This window comes from Nitrospirillum viridazoti CBAmc, assembly GCF_000730165.1.
Lineage (GTDB): Bacteria > Pseudomonadota > Alphaproteobacteria > Azospirillales > Azospirillaceae > Nitrospirillum > Nitrospirillum viridazoti.
Window position 1 is genome coordinate 1737010 of sequence record NZ_CP022110.1, and the last position, 17926, is coordinate 1754935.

At 67.4% G+C, this 17926-nt stretch carries 17 protein-coding genes; 6 read left to right on the top strand and 11 right to left on the bottom strand.

Annotated elements, in window-relative coordinates; translation table 11 throughout:
- Window positions 1–148: 148 nt before the first annotated feature.
- On the top strand, window positions 149–871 hold the full coding sequence (gene lexA, locus Y958_RS08010; protein ID WP_088871587.1) for a transcriptional repressor LexA: 723 nt from the start codon (window positions 149–151) through the stop codon (window positions 869–871).
- 51 nt (window positions 872–922) lie between these two features.
- Here lexA and Y958_RS08015 read toward each other — a convergent pair whose 3' ends face one another.
- Genes Y958_RS08015 through Y958_RS08025 form a run of 3 tightly spaced genes read right to left on the bottom strand, consistent with a single transcriptional unit; the run spans window position 923 to window position 3645 of the window.
- Complete coding sequence (locus tag Y958_RS08015) at window positions 923–1300, bottom strand: helix-turn-helix domain-containing protein (protein ID WP_088871588.1); 378 nt, start codon at window positions 1298–1300, stop codon at window positions 923–925.
- On the bottom strand, window positions 1297–1548 hold the full coding sequence (locus tag Y958_RS08020; protein ID WP_088872555.1) for a type II toxin-antitoxin system RelE family toxin: 252 nt from the start codon (window positions 1546–1548) through the stop codon (window positions 1297–1299). The genes Y958_RS08015 and Y958_RS08020 overlap by 4 nt, the downstream gene beginning before the upstream one ends.
- 60 nt (window positions 1549–1608) lie before the next feature.
- Window positions 1609–3645, bottom strand: a complete 2037-nt coding sequence (locus Y958_RS08025; protein WP_186291115.1) for a ComEC/Rec2 family competence protein — start codon at window positions 3643–3645, stop codon at window positions 1609–1611.
- A gap of 420 nt (window positions 3646–4065) precedes the next feature.
- Here Y958_RS08025 and gltX point away from each other — a divergent pair, with 420 nt between their 5' ends.
- The 4 genes from gltX to Y958_RS08045 all read left to right on the top strand — a co-directional run bounded on the left by gltX (window position 4066) and on the right by Y958_RS08045 (window position 8052).
- Window positions 4066–5472, top strand: a complete 1407-nt coding sequence (gltX, locus tag Y958_RS08030; protein ID WP_088871590.1) for a glutamate--tRNA ligase — start codon at window positions 4066–4068, stop codon at window positions 5470–5472.
- 112 nt (window positions 5473–5584) lie between these two features.
- Complete coding sequence (gene gltA / locus Y958_RS08035) at window positions 5585–6904, top strand: citrate synthase (protein ID WP_004274395.1); 1320 nt, start codon at window positions 5585–5587, stop codon at window positions 6902–6904.
- Between the two features lie 19 nt (window positions 6905–6923).
- Entirely contained in the window at window positions 6924–7148 is a 225-nt protein-coding gene (locus Y958_RS08040; RefSeq protein WP_088871591.1) for a hypothetical protein, read from the top strand.
- 196 nt (window positions 7149–7344) lie between these two features.
- Window positions 7345–8052: a 2-phosphosulfolactate phosphatase gene (locus Y958_RS08045; RefSeq protein WP_088871592.1), complete on the top strand. Its 708-nt coding sequence runs from the start codon at window positions 7345–7347 to the stop codon at window positions 8050–8052.
- Here Y958_RS08045 and Y958_RS08050 read toward each other — a convergent pair.
- Window positions 8049–9416, bottom strand: a complete 1368-nt coding sequence (locus Y958_RS08050) for an aminotransferase-like domain-containing protein (RefSeq protein ID WP_244909231.1) — start codon at window positions 9414–9416, stop codon at window positions 8049–8051. The two genes, Y958_RS08045 and Y958_RS08050, sit on opposite strands and share 4 nt — an antisense overlap.
- Window positions 9417–9569: 153 nt before the next feature.
- Between Y958_RS08050 and Y958_RS08055 the strand changes: the two genes are divergently transcribed.
- Window positions 9570–10496, top strand: a complete 927-nt coding sequence (locus Y958_RS08055) for a DMT family transporter (RefSeq protein ID WP_088871594.1) — start codon at window positions 9570–9572, stop codon at window positions 10494–10496.
- 31 nt (window positions 10497–10527) lie between these two features.
- Here the strand turns inward: Y958_RS08055 and lpxB are convergent, their stop codons facing one another.
- The 7 genes from lpxB to bamA form a co-directional block, all read right to left on the bottom strand.
- Window positions 10528–11721, bottom strand: a complete 1194-nt coding sequence (gene lpxB, locus Y958_RS08060) for a lipid-A-disaccharide synthase (RefSeq protein WP_088871595.1) — start codon at window positions 11719–11721, stop codon at window positions 10528–10530.
- Complete coding sequence (locus tag Y958_RS08065; protein WP_088872556.1) at window positions 11718–12548, bottom strand: LpxI family protein; 831 nt, start codon at window positions 12546–12548, stop codon at window positions 11718–11720. Before Y958_RS08065 ends, lpxB begins: the two co-directional genes overlap by 4 nt.
- Window positions 12548–13336, bottom strand: coding sequence for an acyl-ACP--UDP-N-acetylglucosamine O-acyltransferase (gene lpxA / locus Y958_RS08070; protein ID WP_040847154.1), 789 nt, complete (start codon window positions 13334–13336; stop codon window positions 12548–12550). The genes Y958_RS08065 and lpxA overlap by 1 nt, the downstream gene beginning before the upstream one ends.
- Window positions 13337–13348: 12 nt before the next feature.
- The gene (fabZ, locus tag Y958_RS08075) at window positions 13349–13831 is read right to left on the bottom strand and encodes a 3-hydroxyacyl-ACP dehydratase FabZ (RefSeq protein ID WP_004273206.1); all 483 of its coding nucleotides are present in this window, start codon (window positions 13829–13831) and stop codon (window positions 13349–13351) included.
- A complete protein-coding gene (gene lpxD / locus Y958_RS08080) occupies window positions 13815–14855 on the bottom strand; it encodes a UDP-3-O-(3-hydroxymyristoyl)glucosamine N-acyltransferase (RefSeq protein ID WP_088871596.1) in 1041 nt (346 codons plus the stop codon). Before lpxD ends, fabZ begins: the two co-directional genes overlap by 17 nt.
- A gap of 73 nt (window positions 14856–14928) precedes the next feature.
- A complete protein-coding gene (locus tag Y958_RS08085; protein ID WP_186291116.1) occupies window positions 14929–15483 on the bottom strand; it encodes an OmpH/Skp family outer membrane protein in 555 nt (184 codons plus the stop codon).
- 110 nt (window positions 15484–15593) lie between these two features.
- Window positions 15594–17924, bottom strand: coding sequence for an outer membrane protein assembly factor BamA (gene bamA, locus Y958_RS08090; protein WP_088871598.1), 2331 nt, complete (start codon window positions 17922–17924; stop codon window positions 15594–15596).
- Window positions 17925–17926: the final 2 nt, after the last annotated feature.

The window sequence follows — 17926 nt, forward strand, 5'->3', positions numbered from 1 at the left end:
TACCCCCCTTCGCTCGCCCTAAATCTGTCATTGTCCGGTGGTTTTTCATCGCTAACCCTTGACGCGGGCCGTGAACCAAAATAGAACATGGCCAGTACGTTTCGGGTTTGTTCCATATCTAGCGGCTCGACACAGCGAAGGGGGCGATATGCTGACGCGGAAGCAACAGGAGCTGCTGCTGTACATCCACCAGCATCTGGGTGAAGGCGGCGTCTCCCCCTCATTCGATGAGATGAAGGACGCCTTGGGCCTCAAGTCCAAGTCCGGCATCCATCGCCTGATCACCGGGTTGGAGGAGCGCGGCTTCATTCGCCGCCTGCCCCACCGCGCCCGCGCGCTGGAGGTGTTGCGCCTGCCGGAAACGACGCCCGCGCCCAAGAAGGCCGCGGCGGTCGCACCGGCGGAGGTGGAACCCCGCTTCAAGCCCAACGTCATCAAGGCCGATTTCCAGGCGGGCTTGCCCGGCAAGGATGCCGGCGATGCCATCGGTGCCGTCAGCCTACCGCTGTACGGCCGCATCGCCGCCGGCTTGCCCATCGAGGCGCTGCGCGACAGCGGCAGTACCATCGACATTCCCGTCTCCATGCTGGGCATCGGCGAGCACTACGCCCTGGAAGTGGCCGGCGACAGCATGGTGGAGGCCGGCATCCATGACGGTGACACCGTCATCATCCAGCGCTGCGAGACGGCGGAAAACGGCGCCATCGTCGTGGCCCTGGTCGACGCGGCCGAGGTGACGCTGAAGCGCCTGCGCCGCAAGAACAACTCCATCGCCCTGGAACCGGCCAACCCCTCCTACGAGACCCGGGTGTTCGGCGCCGACCGCGTGCGGGTACAAGGCCGCCTGGTGGGCCTGTTCCGCCGGTATTGAGTTCCTTTTCCGATGCGGAGCCTATCCAGGCTCCGCGTCGCTCTGCCGGGATTACTGAGGCGCCAGCAGATCCAGTGGTATGTTCAGAGCCGCCGACAGCTTGGTCATGGCCTTGAGGCTGCCCGGCTTGCTCCGGTTCTCCACCTCCGACAGATAGGCACGGCTGATGCCGGCGCGGCCCGCCAATTCCTGGGCGGTCAGCCCCCGATGGTCACGGAAAACCCGCACGGGATGGTCGCCATCCAGAAGCCGGTCCATGACTTCCACGGGATAGGCTTCTGTCTCCCGCGCCACCAGCTTGGCGGCCACGGCGGTCGCATCGCGGATATCTTCGGCGTCAGCCAGCAGCGCGACCATGGCGTCATAGTCGGCCCGGCTGATGGTGACGCTGTCGTCCGTCTGGGCGAGCGGCTTTATGAAAGCGTTCATCGGTAAACTTCCCGTCTGTTGCCGATTTTCAGCACCACCACCGTCACAGTCTCACCATCCAGCCGGTAGACAGCCCGCCAATCACCGTGGCGGATGCGCCCCATGCCGCCGCCAAACGCCTTGGCCCATGGATGGGTGCCGTTGGGGTCGGCTGCGAAGGCCTTGAGCTTGTCACGAAGCGCCATGGCATCCGCCCGAGGCATCTTCATAAGGGCTTTCAGGGCCTGCGCTTCGATCAGCAGCTTCATGGCGCCATTGTCGCTGATAGCGACCGCCCGATCAATCACCTTGTCGCCAATAGCAACGCCTCAGTCCCAGGGCCGTTTGCTTTGCGGATCGTGTACCGTCTCGATGCGTACACCGCCGCGCTCGAAGTACAGGGCGTGCGCGCCACGGGCGGCCAGCACGTCGGGGCCGATGACGCGGGGGGCGTCGCAGCCCGCCGCCGGCACGCGGGAGATCACCAGGTCGGCATTGTCGCAATCCTCCGCCAGGGCGTCGCGGGTCCAGGCGATGGCGACCAGGCGCCCGTCCGGGGTGGCGGGGTCGCGCCGCTCCGGCCGGTAAAGGTCGGGATGGTAGAGGCAGCCCAGGCTGTCACACCGCAGGCTGCCATCGTCCGTGCCCACGGTGGGCCAGGCGGGCGGGCGCCCCTCGCCGCCATCGCGCTTGCCCCAGGTCTCCACCTCGAAGCCACCGCCGCGCGAGGACGACAGCCACAGTTTGCCGCCACCGTCGCGCACCGCCACCATGGTGCCGCCGCCCGACACCACCATGTCCGGCCGGGGCGTCAACGGTGCCAGCACGCAGCCGAGCGCGATGGGCGCCAGGCCGGCCAAGCGCCAGCGGCGGCGCCATAGCATGAGCCACAAGCCGCCGCCCACCATCAGGCCGAAGGCCAAGTCGGACAGGGCGGCGCCGTGCAGCGCGGCCCCCGGCAAGGCGGCGGTGACGCGCGCCGTCCACAGGATGCCCTCGCAGCCCCAGCCGATCATGTCGATGATCCAGCCCTCCAGATGGAAGGGCATGGCGACATAGGCCAGCAGGCACAGCGGCATGATCCACAGTTCGGTGATGGGAATGCCGATCAGGTTGGCCAGCACGCCATAATTGGCCACCTGCTGGAAGTGGTAGAGGCAGAACGGCATGGTGGCGATGGTGGAGATGATGGACGTCAGGCACAGGCCTCCGACGAACAAGGCGGCGCGGCGCAGCCAGCCCCCATCCTTGCGCCAGCGGTTCAAGGGATCGCGCAGCACCTCATAGGCGCTGATCAGCGCCAGCACGGCGCCGAAGCTCATCTGGAAACTGGGGCCCGGCAGTTGCTCCGGCTGGTACAGCAGGCAGAGGATGCCGGCGACGGCGATGGCCCGGGGGCTCAAGACCGACCGGTCGGCCAGGATGGCCACCATGGCCAGCGCCGTCATGAGGACGGAGCGTAAGGTGGGTACCTGCGCGCCCACCAGCATCATGTAGGCCAGGGTCGCCAGGATGGCGAAGGCGGCGGCCCATTTCTTGATGGGATAGCGCAGCGCCACCCTCTCCCACAGGGCCAGGGCCGCCCGGGCGAAGAAGTAGAACAGCGCCGCCACCAGGCTGATGTGCAGGCCGGAGATGGACAGGATGTGTTGCAGGCCGGAAACACGCATGGCCTGCAGATCATCGGAGGGAATACCCGTCTGTTCCCCATTCAGCAGCGCGATGGCGATCATGGCGGGCGCGCCGCTGAGGCGGGCGGCCACGCGGTCGGCGATCAGCTCACGCAGGGCCACCACGCGGTCGTTGATCCAGCCGACGACGCCCACCGGCGCCGGCGCCACCACCTCGGGCGTCTTGAAGGCGAAGCCGACGGCGCCGATGCCTTGGTAGAAGGCGGATCGGCGGAAATCATAGGCGCCCGGCTCCGGACTGTCGGGCGGTGGACGTAGCGCCGCGAGGATGCGCACCCGCGTGCCGGCCGGCGGGGCCGTATCTGTCGGCCGCAGACGGATGCGGACGGCGGGCGGCGTCAGCTCGGGGGCCAGGCGGGGGATGTGCGGATCGGCCAGGGTGACGCGTACGCCCTTGTCCAGCCGCTCGACATTGGCCACGCGGCCCTCCACCGGCACAGGTCCCAGGGGGCGCTGCAGGATGGGGGTCTTCAGCCAGGTGGTGCGGGCCTCCACCGCCGTGAAGCCCACGCCCAGGGCCAGCAAGGCGCCCAGGGCCAGCCGCAGGGGCAGCCGCTCTCCCGCCAGCAGGTAGAGGCCAAAGGCCCCCAAGGTGAAGAGCAGGCCCGACCAGGACGGCGGCTCCCCCGGCATGGCGAAGTACAGGGCGATGCCGGCCCCCAGGAAGACGGGCACCCAAAGGACCCAACGTTCGCGCTCTTCCACCAAATTGACATACGCAGATGCGACAATGCTGGCTAACGCGGCGAACACACGATGTGTGATCCACATCACATCTGAAGGAGGTGGGTCGGCGCCAAATTCGCTCCGCCCAGTAGCTAAATAGGACCCATTCGACAAGTACGGGGCTTCACGGTCCCAGTCCTCTCCAGCGGGGTCTGCCTCAGGGTGCATCTTCGTTCCGGGTGTGCTATCTCAGCGGCTTCCGCATCCTGGTGATGCGCCCCTGGCGGTTATTCTGCCGCCGGACCTGATCACCAGCTATCTCGATATTCGCGTGGCGCCGTCAACCTCTGGATGCGTCCTTTCCAAAGCGACCCCTCCAGACGCCCCGACGCGGCGCCACCCGCCCGCATGCCGGAGAGTGCGTTTCCCATGAGTGTCGTCACCCGCTTCGCCCCGTCCCCCACCGGCTATCTGCACATCGGCGGTGCCCGTACCGCCCTGTTCAACTGGCTGTACGCCCGCCACCACGGCGGCACCTTCCTGCTGCGCATCGAGGATACGGACCGGGCGCGGTCGACCCAGGCGGCGGTGGACGCCATCATCGACGGCCTGAGCTGGCTGGGCCTGACCTGGGACGGCGACGCCGTCAGCCAGTTCGAGCGCCGCGAGCGCCATGCCGAGGTGGCGCGCACCATGCTGGCCCAGGGACATGCCTACCATTGCTACTGCTCGCCGGAAGAGCTGGAAGAGATGCGGGAGCAGCAGAAGGCCGCCGGCCTGCCCATGCGCTATGATGGCCGCTGGCGCGACCGCGACCCGTCGGAGGCACCGGCCGGCGTGGCCCCCGTCATCCGCCTGAAGGCTCCGCGCGAGGGCGAAACCGTTCTGCAGGACAAGGTGCAGGGCGAGGTGCGGGTGCAGAACAGCCAGCTGGACGACATGGTGCTGCTGCGCGCCGACGGCACGCCGACCTACATGCTGTCGGTAGTGGTGGACGACCAGGATATGGGCGTGACCCAGGTGATCCGGGGCGACGACCACCTGACCAACACCTTCCGCCAGCTGCAGATCTACCAGGCCATGGGCTGGACGCCGCCGGACTTCGCGCACATTCCCCTGATCCACGGGCCCGACGGCGCCAAGCTCAGCAAGCGCCACGGCGCCCTAGGGGCCGAGGCCTACCGTGACCTGGGCTACCTGCCGGAAGCGCTGCGCAACTACTTGCTGCGCCTGGGCTGGAGCCACGGCGATGATGAGATCATCAGCACCGAGGACGCCGTTTCCTGGTTCAACCTGGAAGGCATCGGGCGGTCCCCGTCGCGCATGGACTACGCCAAGCTGGACAATCTGAACGGCCATTACATCCGGCAGGCGGACGACGGCCGACTGGTGGACCTGATCGGCCCCCGATTGGTCACGGCCCTGGGGCGTGACTTGAGCGACGCTGACCGCGACCTGCTGCGTCGCGCCATGCCGGGCCTGAAGGCGCGGGCCAAGACCCTGGTGGAACTTGCCAACGGCGCACAGTTTTATATCACGGCCCGCCCCCTTCCGCTGGACGAGAAGGCCACCCAACTCTTGTCCGACGAGGCCCGGGCCCAGCTGGCGACCATCGCCGGCCGCCTGAAGGACGCGTCCGACTGGACCGCCGCGACCCTGGAGGGGATCGTGCGCACGTACGCCGAGGAGACGGGCCTGAAGCTGGGCAAACTGGCTCAGCCATTGCGCGCTGCACTCTCCGGCTCCGCGGTCTCGCCACCGATCTTCGAGGTGGCGGAAGTGCTGGGCCAGGCTGAAACCCTGGCTCGTATCAGTGATGTCGCAGGGGGTGCGTGAGCCCTCCTGGCGTCATTGCCTTCGGCGGTGCGGAACACTACACTCCGCACCGCGTCATAAAGACCAATAAGGGGCAGAGGGCCCCACTCCGTATAAACAAGGACGTGCCGAAATGAGCGATACGACGACACCGGCGGCCGGAAAGAAAACGGTCACCCTCACCGACAACCAAACCGGTAAGTCTTACGAATTCCCCGTCATGCACGGCACGACCGGCCCTGACGTGATCGATATCCGCAAGCTCTACGGCGACACCGGGTACTTCACGTACGACCCGGGCTTCACCTCGACCGGCAGCTGCGAGTCCAAGATCACCTTCATCGACGGCGACAAGGGCGTGCTGCTGCACCGCGGCTACCCCATCGAGCAGCTGGCCGAGAAGAGCGACTTCATGGAAGTCTGCTATCTGATGCTGCACGGCGAGCTGCCGAACGCCAAGCAGAAGAGCGAGTTCGAGCGCTCCATCACCTATCACACCATGGTGCATGAGCAGCTGTCGCAGTTCTTCCGCGGCTTCCGTCGCGACGCCCACCCGATGGCCGTCATGTGTGGCGTGGTCGGCGCCCTGTCCGCCTTCTACCACGACAGCACCGACATCGAGGATCCGCGCCAGCGCATGGTGGCTTCGCACCGCCTGATCGCGAAGATGCCGACCTTGGCTGCCATGGCCTACAAGTACTCGATCGGCCAGCCCTTCGTGTATCCGCGCAACGACCTGGGCTATGCTGAGAACTTCCTCAACATGACCTTCGGCGTCCCGTGCGAGCCGTACAAGATTAACCCGGTCATCGCCAAGGCGATGGACAAGATCTTCATCCTGCACGCCGACCACGAGCAGAACGCCTCCACCTCCACGGTGCGCCTGTCCGGTTCCTCCGGCGCCAACCCCTTCGCCTGCATCGCCGCCGGCATCGCCTGCCTGTGGGGCCCCGCCCACGGCGGCGCCAACGAGGCCGTGCTGAAGATGCTGGGTGAGATCGGCCACAAGGACCGGATCCCCGAGTTCATCGCCCGCGCCAAGGACAAGAACGACAGCTTCCGCCTCATGGGCTTCGGCCACCGGGTCTACAAGAACTACGACCCGCGCGCCAAGGTCATGCAGCAGACCTGCAAGGAAGTCCTGGCCGAACTGGGCATCAAGGACGACCCCCTGCTGGACATTGCGGTCGAGCTGGAGCGCATTGCCCTGGAAGACCCGTACTTTGTCGAGAAGAAGCTGTACCCGAACGTCGACTTCTACTCGGGCATCATTCTGAAGGCCATCGGCTTCCCCACCAGCATGTTCACCGTGCTGTTCGCCCTGGCCCGCACCGTGGGCTGGATCGCCCAGTGGCAGGAAATGATCGCCGACACCTCGCAGAAGATCGGCCGTCCGCGTCAGCTGTACACCGGCGCCACGACGCGGGATTATGTCCCGGTCGAGCAGCGCTAAGGCATAGGCGGACGGGACGATGGCGGAGCGGGTTCATCCCAGCAATGGCGATAACGGGACAGGCGCCAGCCGGTCCCGACCCCGTGCCCGCATCCTACCCGCCCGTTCGCTGGAGAGCCATCTGCCGGCCAACGACAACCCCGTGCCCCCGGGCCGGCGGTTGAAGCGGTTGGTGTGGATGACCTTCGCCACCCTGGGCGCAGTCCTGGGCATCGCGGCCACCGTGGTGTCCCTGCTGCACTGAGGGACGATGGCGAACACCTTCCCGTGCTTTCTGGAAAGGCCGTCCGGGCGACCGGGCGGCCTTTTCTTTCATATCGTGCCAATGGCCCAGGTTCACCGCATGCATTGCTGGTACTGCCGGCAATGCATGCGGTCAAAAACTTCCCAACAGGTACTGGTCGGGCTGATGGCCGGAGCTGTACGTCGCAGGTGCGATCATGACCCAGACTGTACACAGCGAATGGGGCTTGGCCGGGGTGGAGGGGTTGCGTGAACGCGTGGCGGTGCTGGTCATCGTCGACATCCTGTCCTTTTCCACCGCCGTCGATATCGCGACCAGCCGCGGCGCGGCCATTCTGCCCTTTCCCTATGGTGACGCGGCGGCGGCCCAGACCGCCGCTGATAAGGCGGGCGCCGTGCTGGCGGCCCCGCGCAACGCTGGCGGCCAACTCAGCCTGTCGCCCCGCTCCCTCACCGCCATCACGTCCGGCACCCGGCTTATGCTGCCATCGCCCAATGGCTCCCGGCTTTCCCTGGCGGGCGGCGCGGCGAAGGTGATGGCGGGTTGCCTGCGCAATGTCGTGGCCGTCGCACGACAGGCCCACATGCTGGCCGAGGGCGGCGACATCGCCGTCATCCCGGCGGGCGAGCGCTGGCCGGATGGCAGCCTGCGGCCAGCGGTGGAGGATCTGCTGGGGGCCGGTGCCATCATCGCGGCGCTGGACCTGCCGACGTCCGCCGAGGCGCGGGTGGCGCGCGACGCCCACAGGGCGGCTGGGCCTGACCTGGCCGACATCATCCGGGGCAGCCAGTCCGGCCGGGAACTGGCCGGTTGGGGCTACGCCGATGATGTGGAACTTGCCCTTGAGCTGAACGTCAGCACCACGGCGCCGGTCTTGCGTGACGGCGCCTATCAGGCGCCCTAGGCCCCGTCCATCGCCCGGGCCAGCACCTCGAAGATGCGGGGGCTGTCGCACTGGGCGACGTTGAAACGCAGGAAGCCGTCGGCGGTATTGGTCAGGCTGAAGACGTCACCGGGTGCCAGCACCACCCCGTGGTCCAGCGCCGCGCGGGCCAAAGCCACCGACGACGCGCCCGGCGGCAGGGTCGCCCACAGGAACATGCCACCCCGGGGCTCAACCCACGGCTTGAGCCCCAAGACCTCCAGCCGGCGTACCGTACGTCCCATGGCGCCGGCCAGGCGCGCGCGTACGCCTTCCATATGCCGCCGGTAGCTGCCGTCGGTGAGCAGCTGGTGGATAATGCGTGGATTGGTGGTGGCGTTGCCGAAGGCAGTGGCCAGCTTCACATCGGCGATGCCTTGGATCCAGTCACCCCGCGCCACGACATAGCCGCAACGTACCGCCGCCGACAGCGTCTTGGAAAAGCTGCCGATGTGGACCACCCGCTCCAGCCCATCGAAGGCGGCCAGCCGGGGCGACGGCTCCGCCTCGAAATCGCTGAAGATGTCATCCTCGACGATCAGGATGTCGTGGGCCGCCGCCAGGGTCAGCAGCTTGTGCGCCACCGGCGCGGTCAGGCTGGCACCCGTGGGATTGTGCAGGGCGGCGTTGGTGATGTAGAGGCGCGGCCGATGGGTCGCCGCCGCCTGGGCGAAGACCGCCAGATCCGGCCCCGTGGGGGTATAGGGCACGGGCACGGCGCGGGCACGGTGGGCCGCCACCACGGTCTTGAAGTTGTAGTAGCAGGGGTCATCCAGCAGCACGACGTCGCCCGGTTCCAGCAGGTAGCGGCAGACCAGGTCGATGGCCTGGCTGCCGCTGTCGGTCAGCAGGATCTGGTCGGCCGCGGCTGCGATGCCGCGGGCCGTGAAACGGTCGGCCAAGTGGCGGCGCAGGGCCGGATAGCCCAGGGGGTTGTCGTAGTCCAAGAGGGCCGCCGACGGCGCCCGCGCCAAGGCGCGGAAGGCGCGACGGATGGCCGGTTCCGGCATCCAATCGGCCGGCAGCCAGCCACACCCGGGCTTCAGCACGCCCTCGCCCGGCTCCAAGGCCTGGCGCATCAGCCACAGCGGATCCACCGCCCGGTCCGGTGGCGGCTCCGCCCCGGCGAGCGCCGTGCCCATGAGCGCCAGCGGCGCCGCCCGCTTGGCGACGTAAAAGCCGGAACCCGGCCGCGCCGCCAGCACGCCTTCCGCCACCAGGCGGTCGTACGCCTCCACCACCGTGGATTTGGACACGCCCAGCCGCTCCGCCAGCACGCGGATGGAAGGCGCGCGGGCGCCGGCCGCCAACAGCCGGCCGTCCACCCAGGCATGGATTTCCGCCATGACCGTTTCCACCAGCGTACGGGCCGGAACGTCTATCGACTGTATCGCCATTTGGATCAGTACAGTTTGCTGAAACCGTACTGCACCATACCTTGTGATCATCCGCAGCGAAAGGCAGCATCGGCATCGTTCAGCAAGCCAGGATGCCCCGCCATGACGGACACCACCCTTCCCATCCCGCCCGTCACCACAACGTCGGCGCGACAGCCGACAGCCGGCTTCATCTATGGCCTCATCGGCGTCATCATCTTCAGCGGCAGCCTGCCCATCACCAAGATTGGCGTGGCCGGACTGGGCGCCAACTTCCTCAGCCTGGCGCGGGCGGCCCTGGCCGGTATCATCGCCCTGGGACTACTGGCCTTGCTGCGTCCCCGCCGGCCAGGCTTGCGCGACCTTCCCAGCCTCGCTGTTGTCGCCGGCGGCGCCGTGGTGGGCTTCCCCTTGCTGTCCGCCCTGGCCCTGCGCTGGATGCCCAGCACGCACGCCGTCGTCTTCAGCGGCCTGTTGCCCATCTCCACCGCCGTCTTCGGCGCACTGCGCGGCGGCGACCGGCCCGGGGCATCGTTCTGGCTGTTCTCCTGCGCCGGCGCGGGGGCCATCGCCGCCTACGCCCTGGCGCCCGCTGTCCTGGCCGGTGGCTTTCACCTGGCTCCGGGCGATGGCCTGATGCTGCTGGCCGTGGCCGTCTGCGGCTTGGCCTATGCGGAGGGGGCGCGGCTGTCGCGCCACCTGGGCGGCTGGCCCGTCATCTGCTGGGCGCTGGTGCTGTCCCTGCCCCTCATGGCGCCGTTGGCCTTGGCCACCTTCCCCGCCGACTGGCAGTCCGTGCCGGCGAGCGCCTGGGTGGCGCTGGGCTATGTCACCCTGTTCAGCATGCTGATCGGCTTTTTCTTCTGGTATCACGGCCTGGGCCTGGGCGGCACGGCGGCGGTGGGACAGATCCAGCTGCTGCAGCCCTTTTGCAGCTTCGGCCTGGCGGCCGTGCTGCTGGGTGAACCGGTGGGGCCGGCCGTGCTGGGCACGGCCCTGGTCGTGGTGCTGTGCGTGGCCGGCGCCCGGCGCGCCGCCCGGAGGGGATAAACACCCGCGGCATGAGCCCGGGAATGATGTGTCAGAGCCCCGCCTGCTCCGCCTCGCGCGCGCGGGCGTGGATCACCCGCATGACGACCTCGGCCGCGCGGCGGCTGGGCGGGGTATCCCCCTGGCCCAGCCAGGCGGCCACCTCGGCCACGCCCTCGATCTGTTCCTGGCGGGCGGCGGGGTCGTCCAGCAGGCGGCCCAAGGCCTCCGCCAGGCGCGACGGCCGGCATTCCTCCTGCAGCAACTCCGGCACCAGCATGCGGTTCAGCATGATGTTGACCAGGTTGACGAAGCGCACCTTGATCAGGCCGCGATACAGCCGGTAGGTCAGCGGGTGGATGCGATAGGCGATGACGGCGGGCAGCCGGGCCAGCGCCAGTTCCAGCGCCACCGTGCCGGACGCGGCCAGGGCGGCCTCGCTGGCGGCGAAGGCGTCATACTTGTCCTGGTCACCCTCCACCACCACGGCGGGCAGCGGCCAGCTCTTCACCGCCTCCTCCACCAGGGCCTTGGTGGCGGGCACCGTGGGCACGGCCGCCACCACGCGCGGCAGGCGCGGCGCCAGGATGTCCAGCGCGCCCTTGAAATCGGGCAGCAGCTTGGTCACCTCGCTGCGGCGGCTGCCCGGCAGGATGGTAATGATCCGGGTGTCGGACTCCAGGCTGTGCTTGGCGCGAAAGCGGTCGGCGTCGCCGGCGTCGGCGCCGCTTTCCACGATGGGGTGGCCCACGAAGCTGCAGTCCAGGCCCGCCTTCTCAAAATAAGGGGGCTCGAACGGCAGCAGCGCCAGCAGATGGTCCAGGAACTTGGCGATCTTGGCGGCACGCCCCGGGCGCCAGGCCCAGACGGTCGGCGCCACGTAATGGATCAGGGGAATATCCGGGTTGGCCTTCTTGACCCGGCGCGCCACGCGGAAGCAGAAGTCCGGCGCATCGATGGTCACCACCGCCGCCGGCTTCATGTCCAGGATGGCTTGTTCCGTCTGCTTCATACGCCGCAGCAGGCTGGGCAGCTTGGGCAGCAGTTCCGCCAGGCCGAACAGGGCCAATTCCTCCATGGGGAACAGGCTTTTCAGGCCCTGGGCCTTCATGCGCTCCCCGCCGATGCCAGCGAAGCGGATGGCGCCAAACGTTTCCTGCTTCAGGGCCAGCATCAGCCGACCACCCAGCACGTCGCCCGACGGTTCCCCCGCGACGAGGAAGACCAACGGCACATCCTCGTTCATACCGCCTCCGTAACGATACCGGTGACGAACAGGCCGGCGGCGTCCGCCGCCTGGGCCACCTGTTCTGCGCCCAAGGTCAGGGTGCCGCCCGCCTCCACCGCGATGCCGCGGAAGCCATGGGCCGCCGCCTTCCGCACCGTTGTAACGCCGATGGTGGGCAGATCCAGGCGGATGTCCTGCTGGGGTTTGCGCATTTTGACCAGGATGGGGCCGGGCCCCTCGCGGCGCAGTCCGCCGCAGCGTTCGATCAGGGCGTCGGTGCCCTCGATGGCCTCAACCCCCAGCACCAGCCCCTGCTGCACCACCACCGCCTGGCCCACGTCCAGCAGGCCCAGGGTGCGGGCCACGGCCACGCCGTGGTGGATGTCGGCCTCGGCAGCGGCGTCGGGCGCCAGGGCGCCCATGGGGCCGGCGGGACTCAGCAGCCCCTGCACCAGGGCCTGCACGGCCACGACGGCGAACCCCTCCTCCTCCAGCGTCGCCACCAGGGCGCGCAGGATGCCGTCGTCACCCAAGGCCCTGGCGCCGATGCGGGCGAAGAACTTGGCGGCGAACCAGTCGGGACGCATTTCGGCCAGGCTGGGCCGGCGCACGCGGCCGGCCAGCACGATCTCCCCCACGCCTTCCGCGCGCAGCCGGTCCAGGATGGCACCGGCTGCGCCGATGCGGAACGTCGCCTGGGGCACGTCCGGGGGCACGGTGGCGCCTTGGCCGTCGAGGGCCACGACGAAAACCGGGCGCCCCAGGGCGCGGCAGGTGTCGACCAGCCGGCTGGGCAGGTCGCCCCCACCCGCCAGTATCCCCAGTTTTACGGGGGTGTCCGGCATCAGCGGGGCTGGCACAGGGCGCGGCCGCCACGGCCGCGGATAAAGGTCAGCACTTCCCCCACCACCGGGGTGGGGTGCGCGCTTTCCACCGCCGCCATGCGGTCGGCCAGCGTGCCCTCATGGCCGAAGATGCCGTCGAAGGCGGTGCGCAGGGCGTTCACATCCTCGCGGGTGAAGCCGCGGCGGGTCAGCCCCACCAGGTTCAGCCCCGCCAGGAAGGCGCGGTCGCCCTTCACCAGGCCATAGGGGATGACGTCGCTTTCCACGCCCGACATGCCGCCGATCATGGCGTGGGCGCCGATGCGCACCCACTGGTGCACGGCCGAGAGCCCCCCCAGGATGGCGTTGTCACCCACCTCGACATGGCCGCCCAGGGTGGCGTTGTTGGCCAGGATGACGTTGTCACCCACGATGCAGTCGTGCGCCACGTGGGACGAGGCCATGAACAGGCAGCCGTCGCCCACTCGGGTCACCATACCGCCGCCTTCCGTGCCGATGTGCATGGTCACATGCTCACGGATCCGGTTGTTGCGGCCCACGATCAGCTCCGCCGGCTCCCCCTTGAACTTCAGGTCCTGGGGGGCGTGACCGATGGAGGCGAAGGGATAGATGACGGTGCCGGCGCCCACTTGGGTACGGCCTTCCACCACCACATGGCTTTTCAGGTCGACGCCGTCCCCCAGCGTGACGTGGGGACCGACCACGCAGAAGGGGCCGATCTTGACCCCGGCGCCGATCTGGGCCGCGGGATCGACCACGGCGGTCGGGTGGATAACGGTCTCGCTCATCACGGATAAGGCCTAGCTGTCCATCACGATCATGGCGGCGTAGGTCGCCTCGGCACACAGCTGGCCGTCCACCCAGGCCTCGCCTTTGAACTTCCACACGTTACGGCGGTTCTGGATCTTCTGGACCTTGATCTCGACGCGGTCGCCCGGCACCACCGGGCGGCGGAACTTCGCCTCCTCGATGGACATGAAGTAGACCAGCTTGCCTTCCGCCGACTCACCCAGCGTGTGCATGACCAGCACGGCAGAAGTCTGGGCCATGGCCTCCACGATCATGACGCCCGGCATGACGGGCTTCTGCGGGAAGTGGCCGGTGAAGAACGGCTCGTTGATCGTGACGTTCTTGATGCCCGTGCAGCTCTCACCCGTGATGATGTCGACGATCTTGTCGATCAACAGCATGGGATAGCGGTGCGGGATCATCTGCATGATCCGCAGGATGTCCAAATCGGGTACCTTGCCAGGAACCTTCTGCTCTTCAGTCGTCACGTCCATCACCTTCATTCCTACCCCGCACCAGGCGACCCAGCGCCGCTACCTGGCGCAACCATTGCCGCATGGGCACGGCCGGCGAACCGCCGACCTTTTCCCCCGGCCCCACGTCCCGCATGACACCGCTTTGTGCCGCGATCTGCGCGCCGGCGCCGATCTTCAAATGCCCCGTCACGCCGGCCTGTGCCGCCAGCACGACATGATGATCCAGCTTGGTGCTGCCCGATATCCCCGCCTGGGCCACGATGACGCAGCCGGCACCAAGGTGCACGTTGTGCCCGATTTGCACCAAATTATCAATCATACAGCCCCGGCCGATGACCGTGTCGGGCCCGGCCCCCCGGTCCACCGTGGCGTTGGCGCCGATTTCCACGTCATCCTCAATCACCACCCGCCCCATCTGCGGCACGCGCACATGGCCGGCCAGGTCCATGGCGAAGCCGAAGCCGTCCTGGCCGATGCGGGCGCCGGGATATATCGTGACCCGCGCCCCCAGGATGCAGTGGGTCAGCGAGGCGTTGGCGCCGATGACGGTGTCGTCCCCCAACCGCACGTTCACGCCGATGGTGGCGTTCGGGCCGATGCGGCAGCGGGCGCCGATGACGGCCCCCGCCTCCACCACCGCGCCCGCGGCGATGTCCGTCCCCTCACCCACCTCGGCGCCGGGGTCGACATGGGCGCCGGCGCTGATCTTCCCCGACGGGGCGGTCGCCGGGTAGAAGGCCTGGGCGCACAAGGCGTAGGCCTTGTAAGGGTTGCGCGACAGCAACAGCGCCACGCCCGCCGGCGCCTTGGACGCGAGCGCCGGATGCACCACCACCGCGCCCGCCCGCGTGGCGCTGAAGGCGGCCACGTACTTCTTGTTGTCGAGGAAGCTCAGTTGGCCCGGCTCCGCAGCATCCAGCGCGGCGACATCGCTCAGGACCAGGTCCGGGTCGCTGCCCGGCGCCACCTCGGCGCCGGAGCGCCGCGCCAGCTCGGCAAGGGTGTAGGGCCCGGCCCGGTTGAAGAAACGGGGATCGGCCATGGGAACGGCACCTTTCAACGGCAGCGACCGCGCCCGGGCGCGCCATCCCGTCGAGAGGGCGCCCGGGTGCCGGTCAGTTCGGAACGTTGACCGTGATCTGCGGCAACGTGGCGTTCAAGCGTGACAACACGGTGTTGGTGATGTCCAGCGCGTCGTCGGCCATGTAGATGATGTTGGAGCGCGGAATGACCAGCGTGAAGCCGTTCTCGCGCGCCACCTCGCCCACCACGCGTACCATATTGTCGCGCAATTGGGCGCTGGCGGCGGCGAAGGCGTTGTCCAACTGGCGCTTGCGTTCCTGCAGGCGCCGCTGCACCTCCGCCACCTGCTGTTCGAAGTCCTTGCGCTTGGCGTCGAAGTCCTCCTGGCCCAGCTTGGTCCGCTGGCTGGCCAGTTCCTTTTCCGCCTGCCGCAGGAACTGTTCCTGCTGCGACTGTTCCGCCTGGAACTTCTGCGTCTGCTCGCTGTCCTGTCGCTTCATGCTCTGCATGGCGGAGCACTTTTCCAGCAGGATCTGCACGTCGACCACGGCGATGGTCGTCACCGGCTTCTGCTGGCTGTCGCTGGCCACGGGCTTGGCCGACGCCTTGGCCGGGGCCGCCGCCAGGGCGGCATCCAAGGGCGCCAAGCCCCCAAAACCAAGAACGAGGGCCGCCAAGGCGGCCCTCGCATGGGAAAGGCAAACGGTCGGGGGTGTGGTGCGGCGTGCGAACGCCATCATGTCCCGTCCCTTCGTTCTTAGAACTGCGAACCGAAGCTGAAGCGGAACTGCTGAATGCGGTCGTAGCTCTTCTTCATCCACGGATAGGCCAGGTCGATGCGGATGGGACCGAACGGCGACTTCCACGACACGCCCACGCCCGAGGAGGCGCGGAACGCGAACTCGTCATGGAAATCGTCACCCGGCAACGGCGACTCACCGCTCTGGTCCAGGGCACCGATGTCGGTGAAGACGTGGAAGTCCACGCCCAGTTCCTCCGGCAGGCCCAGCGGGAAGGTAACTTCCGACGTGCCGCGTACCAGACGCTTACCGCCCAGGGCGTCGTTGCCGCCGTTGCTGCTGAAGGCGCGGGGGCCGACGCCGGCCACCTGGAAGCCGCGCAGGGTGTCGCCGCCCAGGAAGAAGCGGTCCTGAATGCGCACGAACTCACCACCCAGACCCAGGATGTAGCCAACCTCACCCTCGATCTTCAGCACGACATTGCTGAACAGCGGGAAGTAGATGCCCGAGGTCAGGCGGTTGCGCAGGAAGTGCACGCTGCCGCCCAGGCCCGCCACCTGGTTAGTGACGGTGAAGTAGTAGCCGGAGGTCGGCTTCAGGCGGCTGTCACGGGCATCGAAGGTCAGGGCGGACTGAATGGACGAGGTCGTCGTCGCACCCACCTGCTCCTGCACGAAGCGCGTGGTTTCATAGGTGATGTCGCTGATCCGGGTGTGGGACAGCGTGTAGGTCACCAGTTCGCGCAAGCGGTCGGAGATGGGGAAGCCGGCACGGATGTCGAAGCCCGTGCTGGACATGTCGTAGCTGTAGGACTCTTCCGTCGTATTGGCGTTGCGGTCCGTGCGGAACAGGTCCACGCCCATCGCCAGATCCCGATTCATGAAATAGGGATCGGTATAGGAGATGGTGAATTCCTTGGAGTAGTAGGACCACATCGTCGAGAAACGGATGTCTTGGCCCGTACCCAGGAAGTTGCGCTGGCGGATCGAGAAGTCGATCAGTGCGCCTTCGGTGGTGGAGTAACCCAGGCCCACCTGGATTTCACCGGTGGATTGCTCGCTGAGGTCGACGGTCAACACCGCCTGGTCGGGCGTGCTGCCCTCGCTCGGCTTGATCTTGACGTCGTCGAAGAAGCCCAGATCCTTCACGCGCTGCTCGGAGCGCTTGACCTTGGACGCGTTGAAGGGGTCGCCTTCGGCCAGCAGCAGCTCGCGCCGCACCACCTTGTCCAGGGTGATGAGGTTGCCGTTGATGTCGATGCGCTCGACGAACACGCGCGGGCTGGGGTTGATCTCGAAGTGCAGATCGACGGTCTGCGTGTCGGCGTGGCGTTCCTCATTGGGATCCACCTGGACGAACGCGTACTGCTGGTCGCCCAGCTTGTCCTGCAGCTTGTTGATCGTGCTTTCGATCTTGTCGGCGTTGAACCAGTCGCCTTCCTTGGTCTCGATCACCTCGCGCAGCGGAGCCAGATCGATGTCCTTGATGGCGCTGGTCAGTTCGATCTTGCCGAACTTGTAGCGCTTGCCCTCGTCCAGGGCCATGGTGATGAAGAACTTGTCACGGTCGGGCGTCAGTTCCGCGACCGACGACATCACGCGGAAGTCGGGGTAGCCGTTGCGGAAATAGAAGCGGCGGATCTGTTCCTTGTCGTAGGCCAGGCGATCGGGATCATAGGTGTCGTCGCTGGACAGGAAGCGCCACCAACGCGATTCCTTGGTCACCATGACGTTGCGCAGGTCGCTGTCGTCATAGATGTTGTTGTTGATGAAGCTGATCAGCTGCACGCCGGTCAGTGGGCCTTCATCGATCTCGAACACGAGGTCGACGCGGTTCTGTTCCAGCTGGACGATCTTGGGTTCGATGCGCGCAGCGAAGCGGCCGTTACGGCGGTAGACGTCCAGCATGCGCTGCACGTCCTGCTGCACGCGGGACCGGGTGAACACCAGGCGCGAGCGCAGCTGGACTTCGGACTGCAGGTCCTCGGTCTTGACGCGCTTGTTCCCTTCGAAGACCACGCGGTTGATGATCGGGTTCTCGACCACGGCCACCACCAGGGTGTCGCCGTCGCGACGCAGGGTCACGTCGGCGAACAGGCCGGTGGCGAACAGGGCCTTCAGCGATTCATCGATCTTGTCCGGATTGAAGGCATCGCCCTGGGACACGACCAGGTAAGAGCGGACCGTGGCCTGCTCGATACGCTGGGTGCCTTCGACGCGGATGTCCTTGATGACGCCACCGGACAGGATCTCCTGAGCCCAGGCACCGGACGAAAGAGCGACAGCTGACGTTGCGGTGGTGCTGGCGATAGCCAGGCACAGCGCCGCTACTCTCGAAACCGAACCCAATT

Coding starts and splice junctions, on each gene's coding strand:
- gltA (WP_004274395.1), top strand. CDS start 5,585: ATGAGCGATACGACGACACCGGCGGCCGGAAAGAAAACGGTCACCCTC.
- Y958_RS08050 (WP_244909231.1), bottom strand. CDS start 9,416: ATGGCGGAAATCCATGCCTGGGTGGACGGCCGGCTGTTGGCGGCCGGC.
- Y958_RS08065 (WP_088872556.1), bottom strand. CDS start 12,548: ATGCCGGACACCCCCGTAAAACTGGGGATACTGGCGGGTGGGGGCGAC.
- Y958_RS08015 (WP_088871588.1), bottom strand. CDS start 1,300: ATGAACGCTTTCATAAAGCCGCTCGCCCAGACGGACGACAGCGTCACC.
- lpxD (WP_088871596.1), bottom strand. CDS start 14,855: ATGGCCGATCCCCGTTTCTTCAACCGGGCCGGGCCCTACACCCTTGCC.
- lpxB (WP_088871595.1), bottom strand. CDS start 11,721: ATGAACGAGGATGTGCCGTTGGTCTTCCTCGTCGCGGGGGAACCGTCG.
- lpxA (WP_040847154.1), bottom strand. CDS start 13,336: ATGAGCGAGACCGTTATCCACCCGACCGCCGTGGTCGATCCCGCGGCC.
- fabZ (WP_004273206.1), bottom strand. CDS start 13,831: ATGGACGTGACGACTGAAGAGCAGAAGGTTCCTGGCAAGGTACCCGAT.
- Y958_RS08045 (WP_088871592.1), top strand. CDS start 7,345: ATGACCCAGACTGTACACAGCGAATGGGGCTTGGCCGGGGTGGAGGGG.
- Y958_RS08040 (WP_088871591.1), top strand. CDS start 6,924: ATGGCGGAGCGGGTTCATCCCAGCAATGGCGATAACGGGACAGGCGCC.
- gltX (WP_088871590.1), top strand. CDS start 4,066: ATGAGTGTCGTCACCCGCTTCGCCCCGTCCCCCACCGGCTATCTGCAC.
- Y958_RS08020 (WP_088872555.1), bottom strand. CDS start 1,548: ATGAAGCTGCTGATCGAAGCGCAGGCCCTGAAAGCCCTTATGAAGATG.
- Y958_RS08055 (WP_088871594.1), top strand. CDS start 9,570: ATGACGGACACCACCCTTCCCATCCCGCCCGTCACCACAACGTCGGCG.
- lexA (WP_088871587.1), top strand. CDS start 149: ATGCTGACGCGGAAGCAACAGGAGCTGCTGCTGTACATCCACCAGCAT.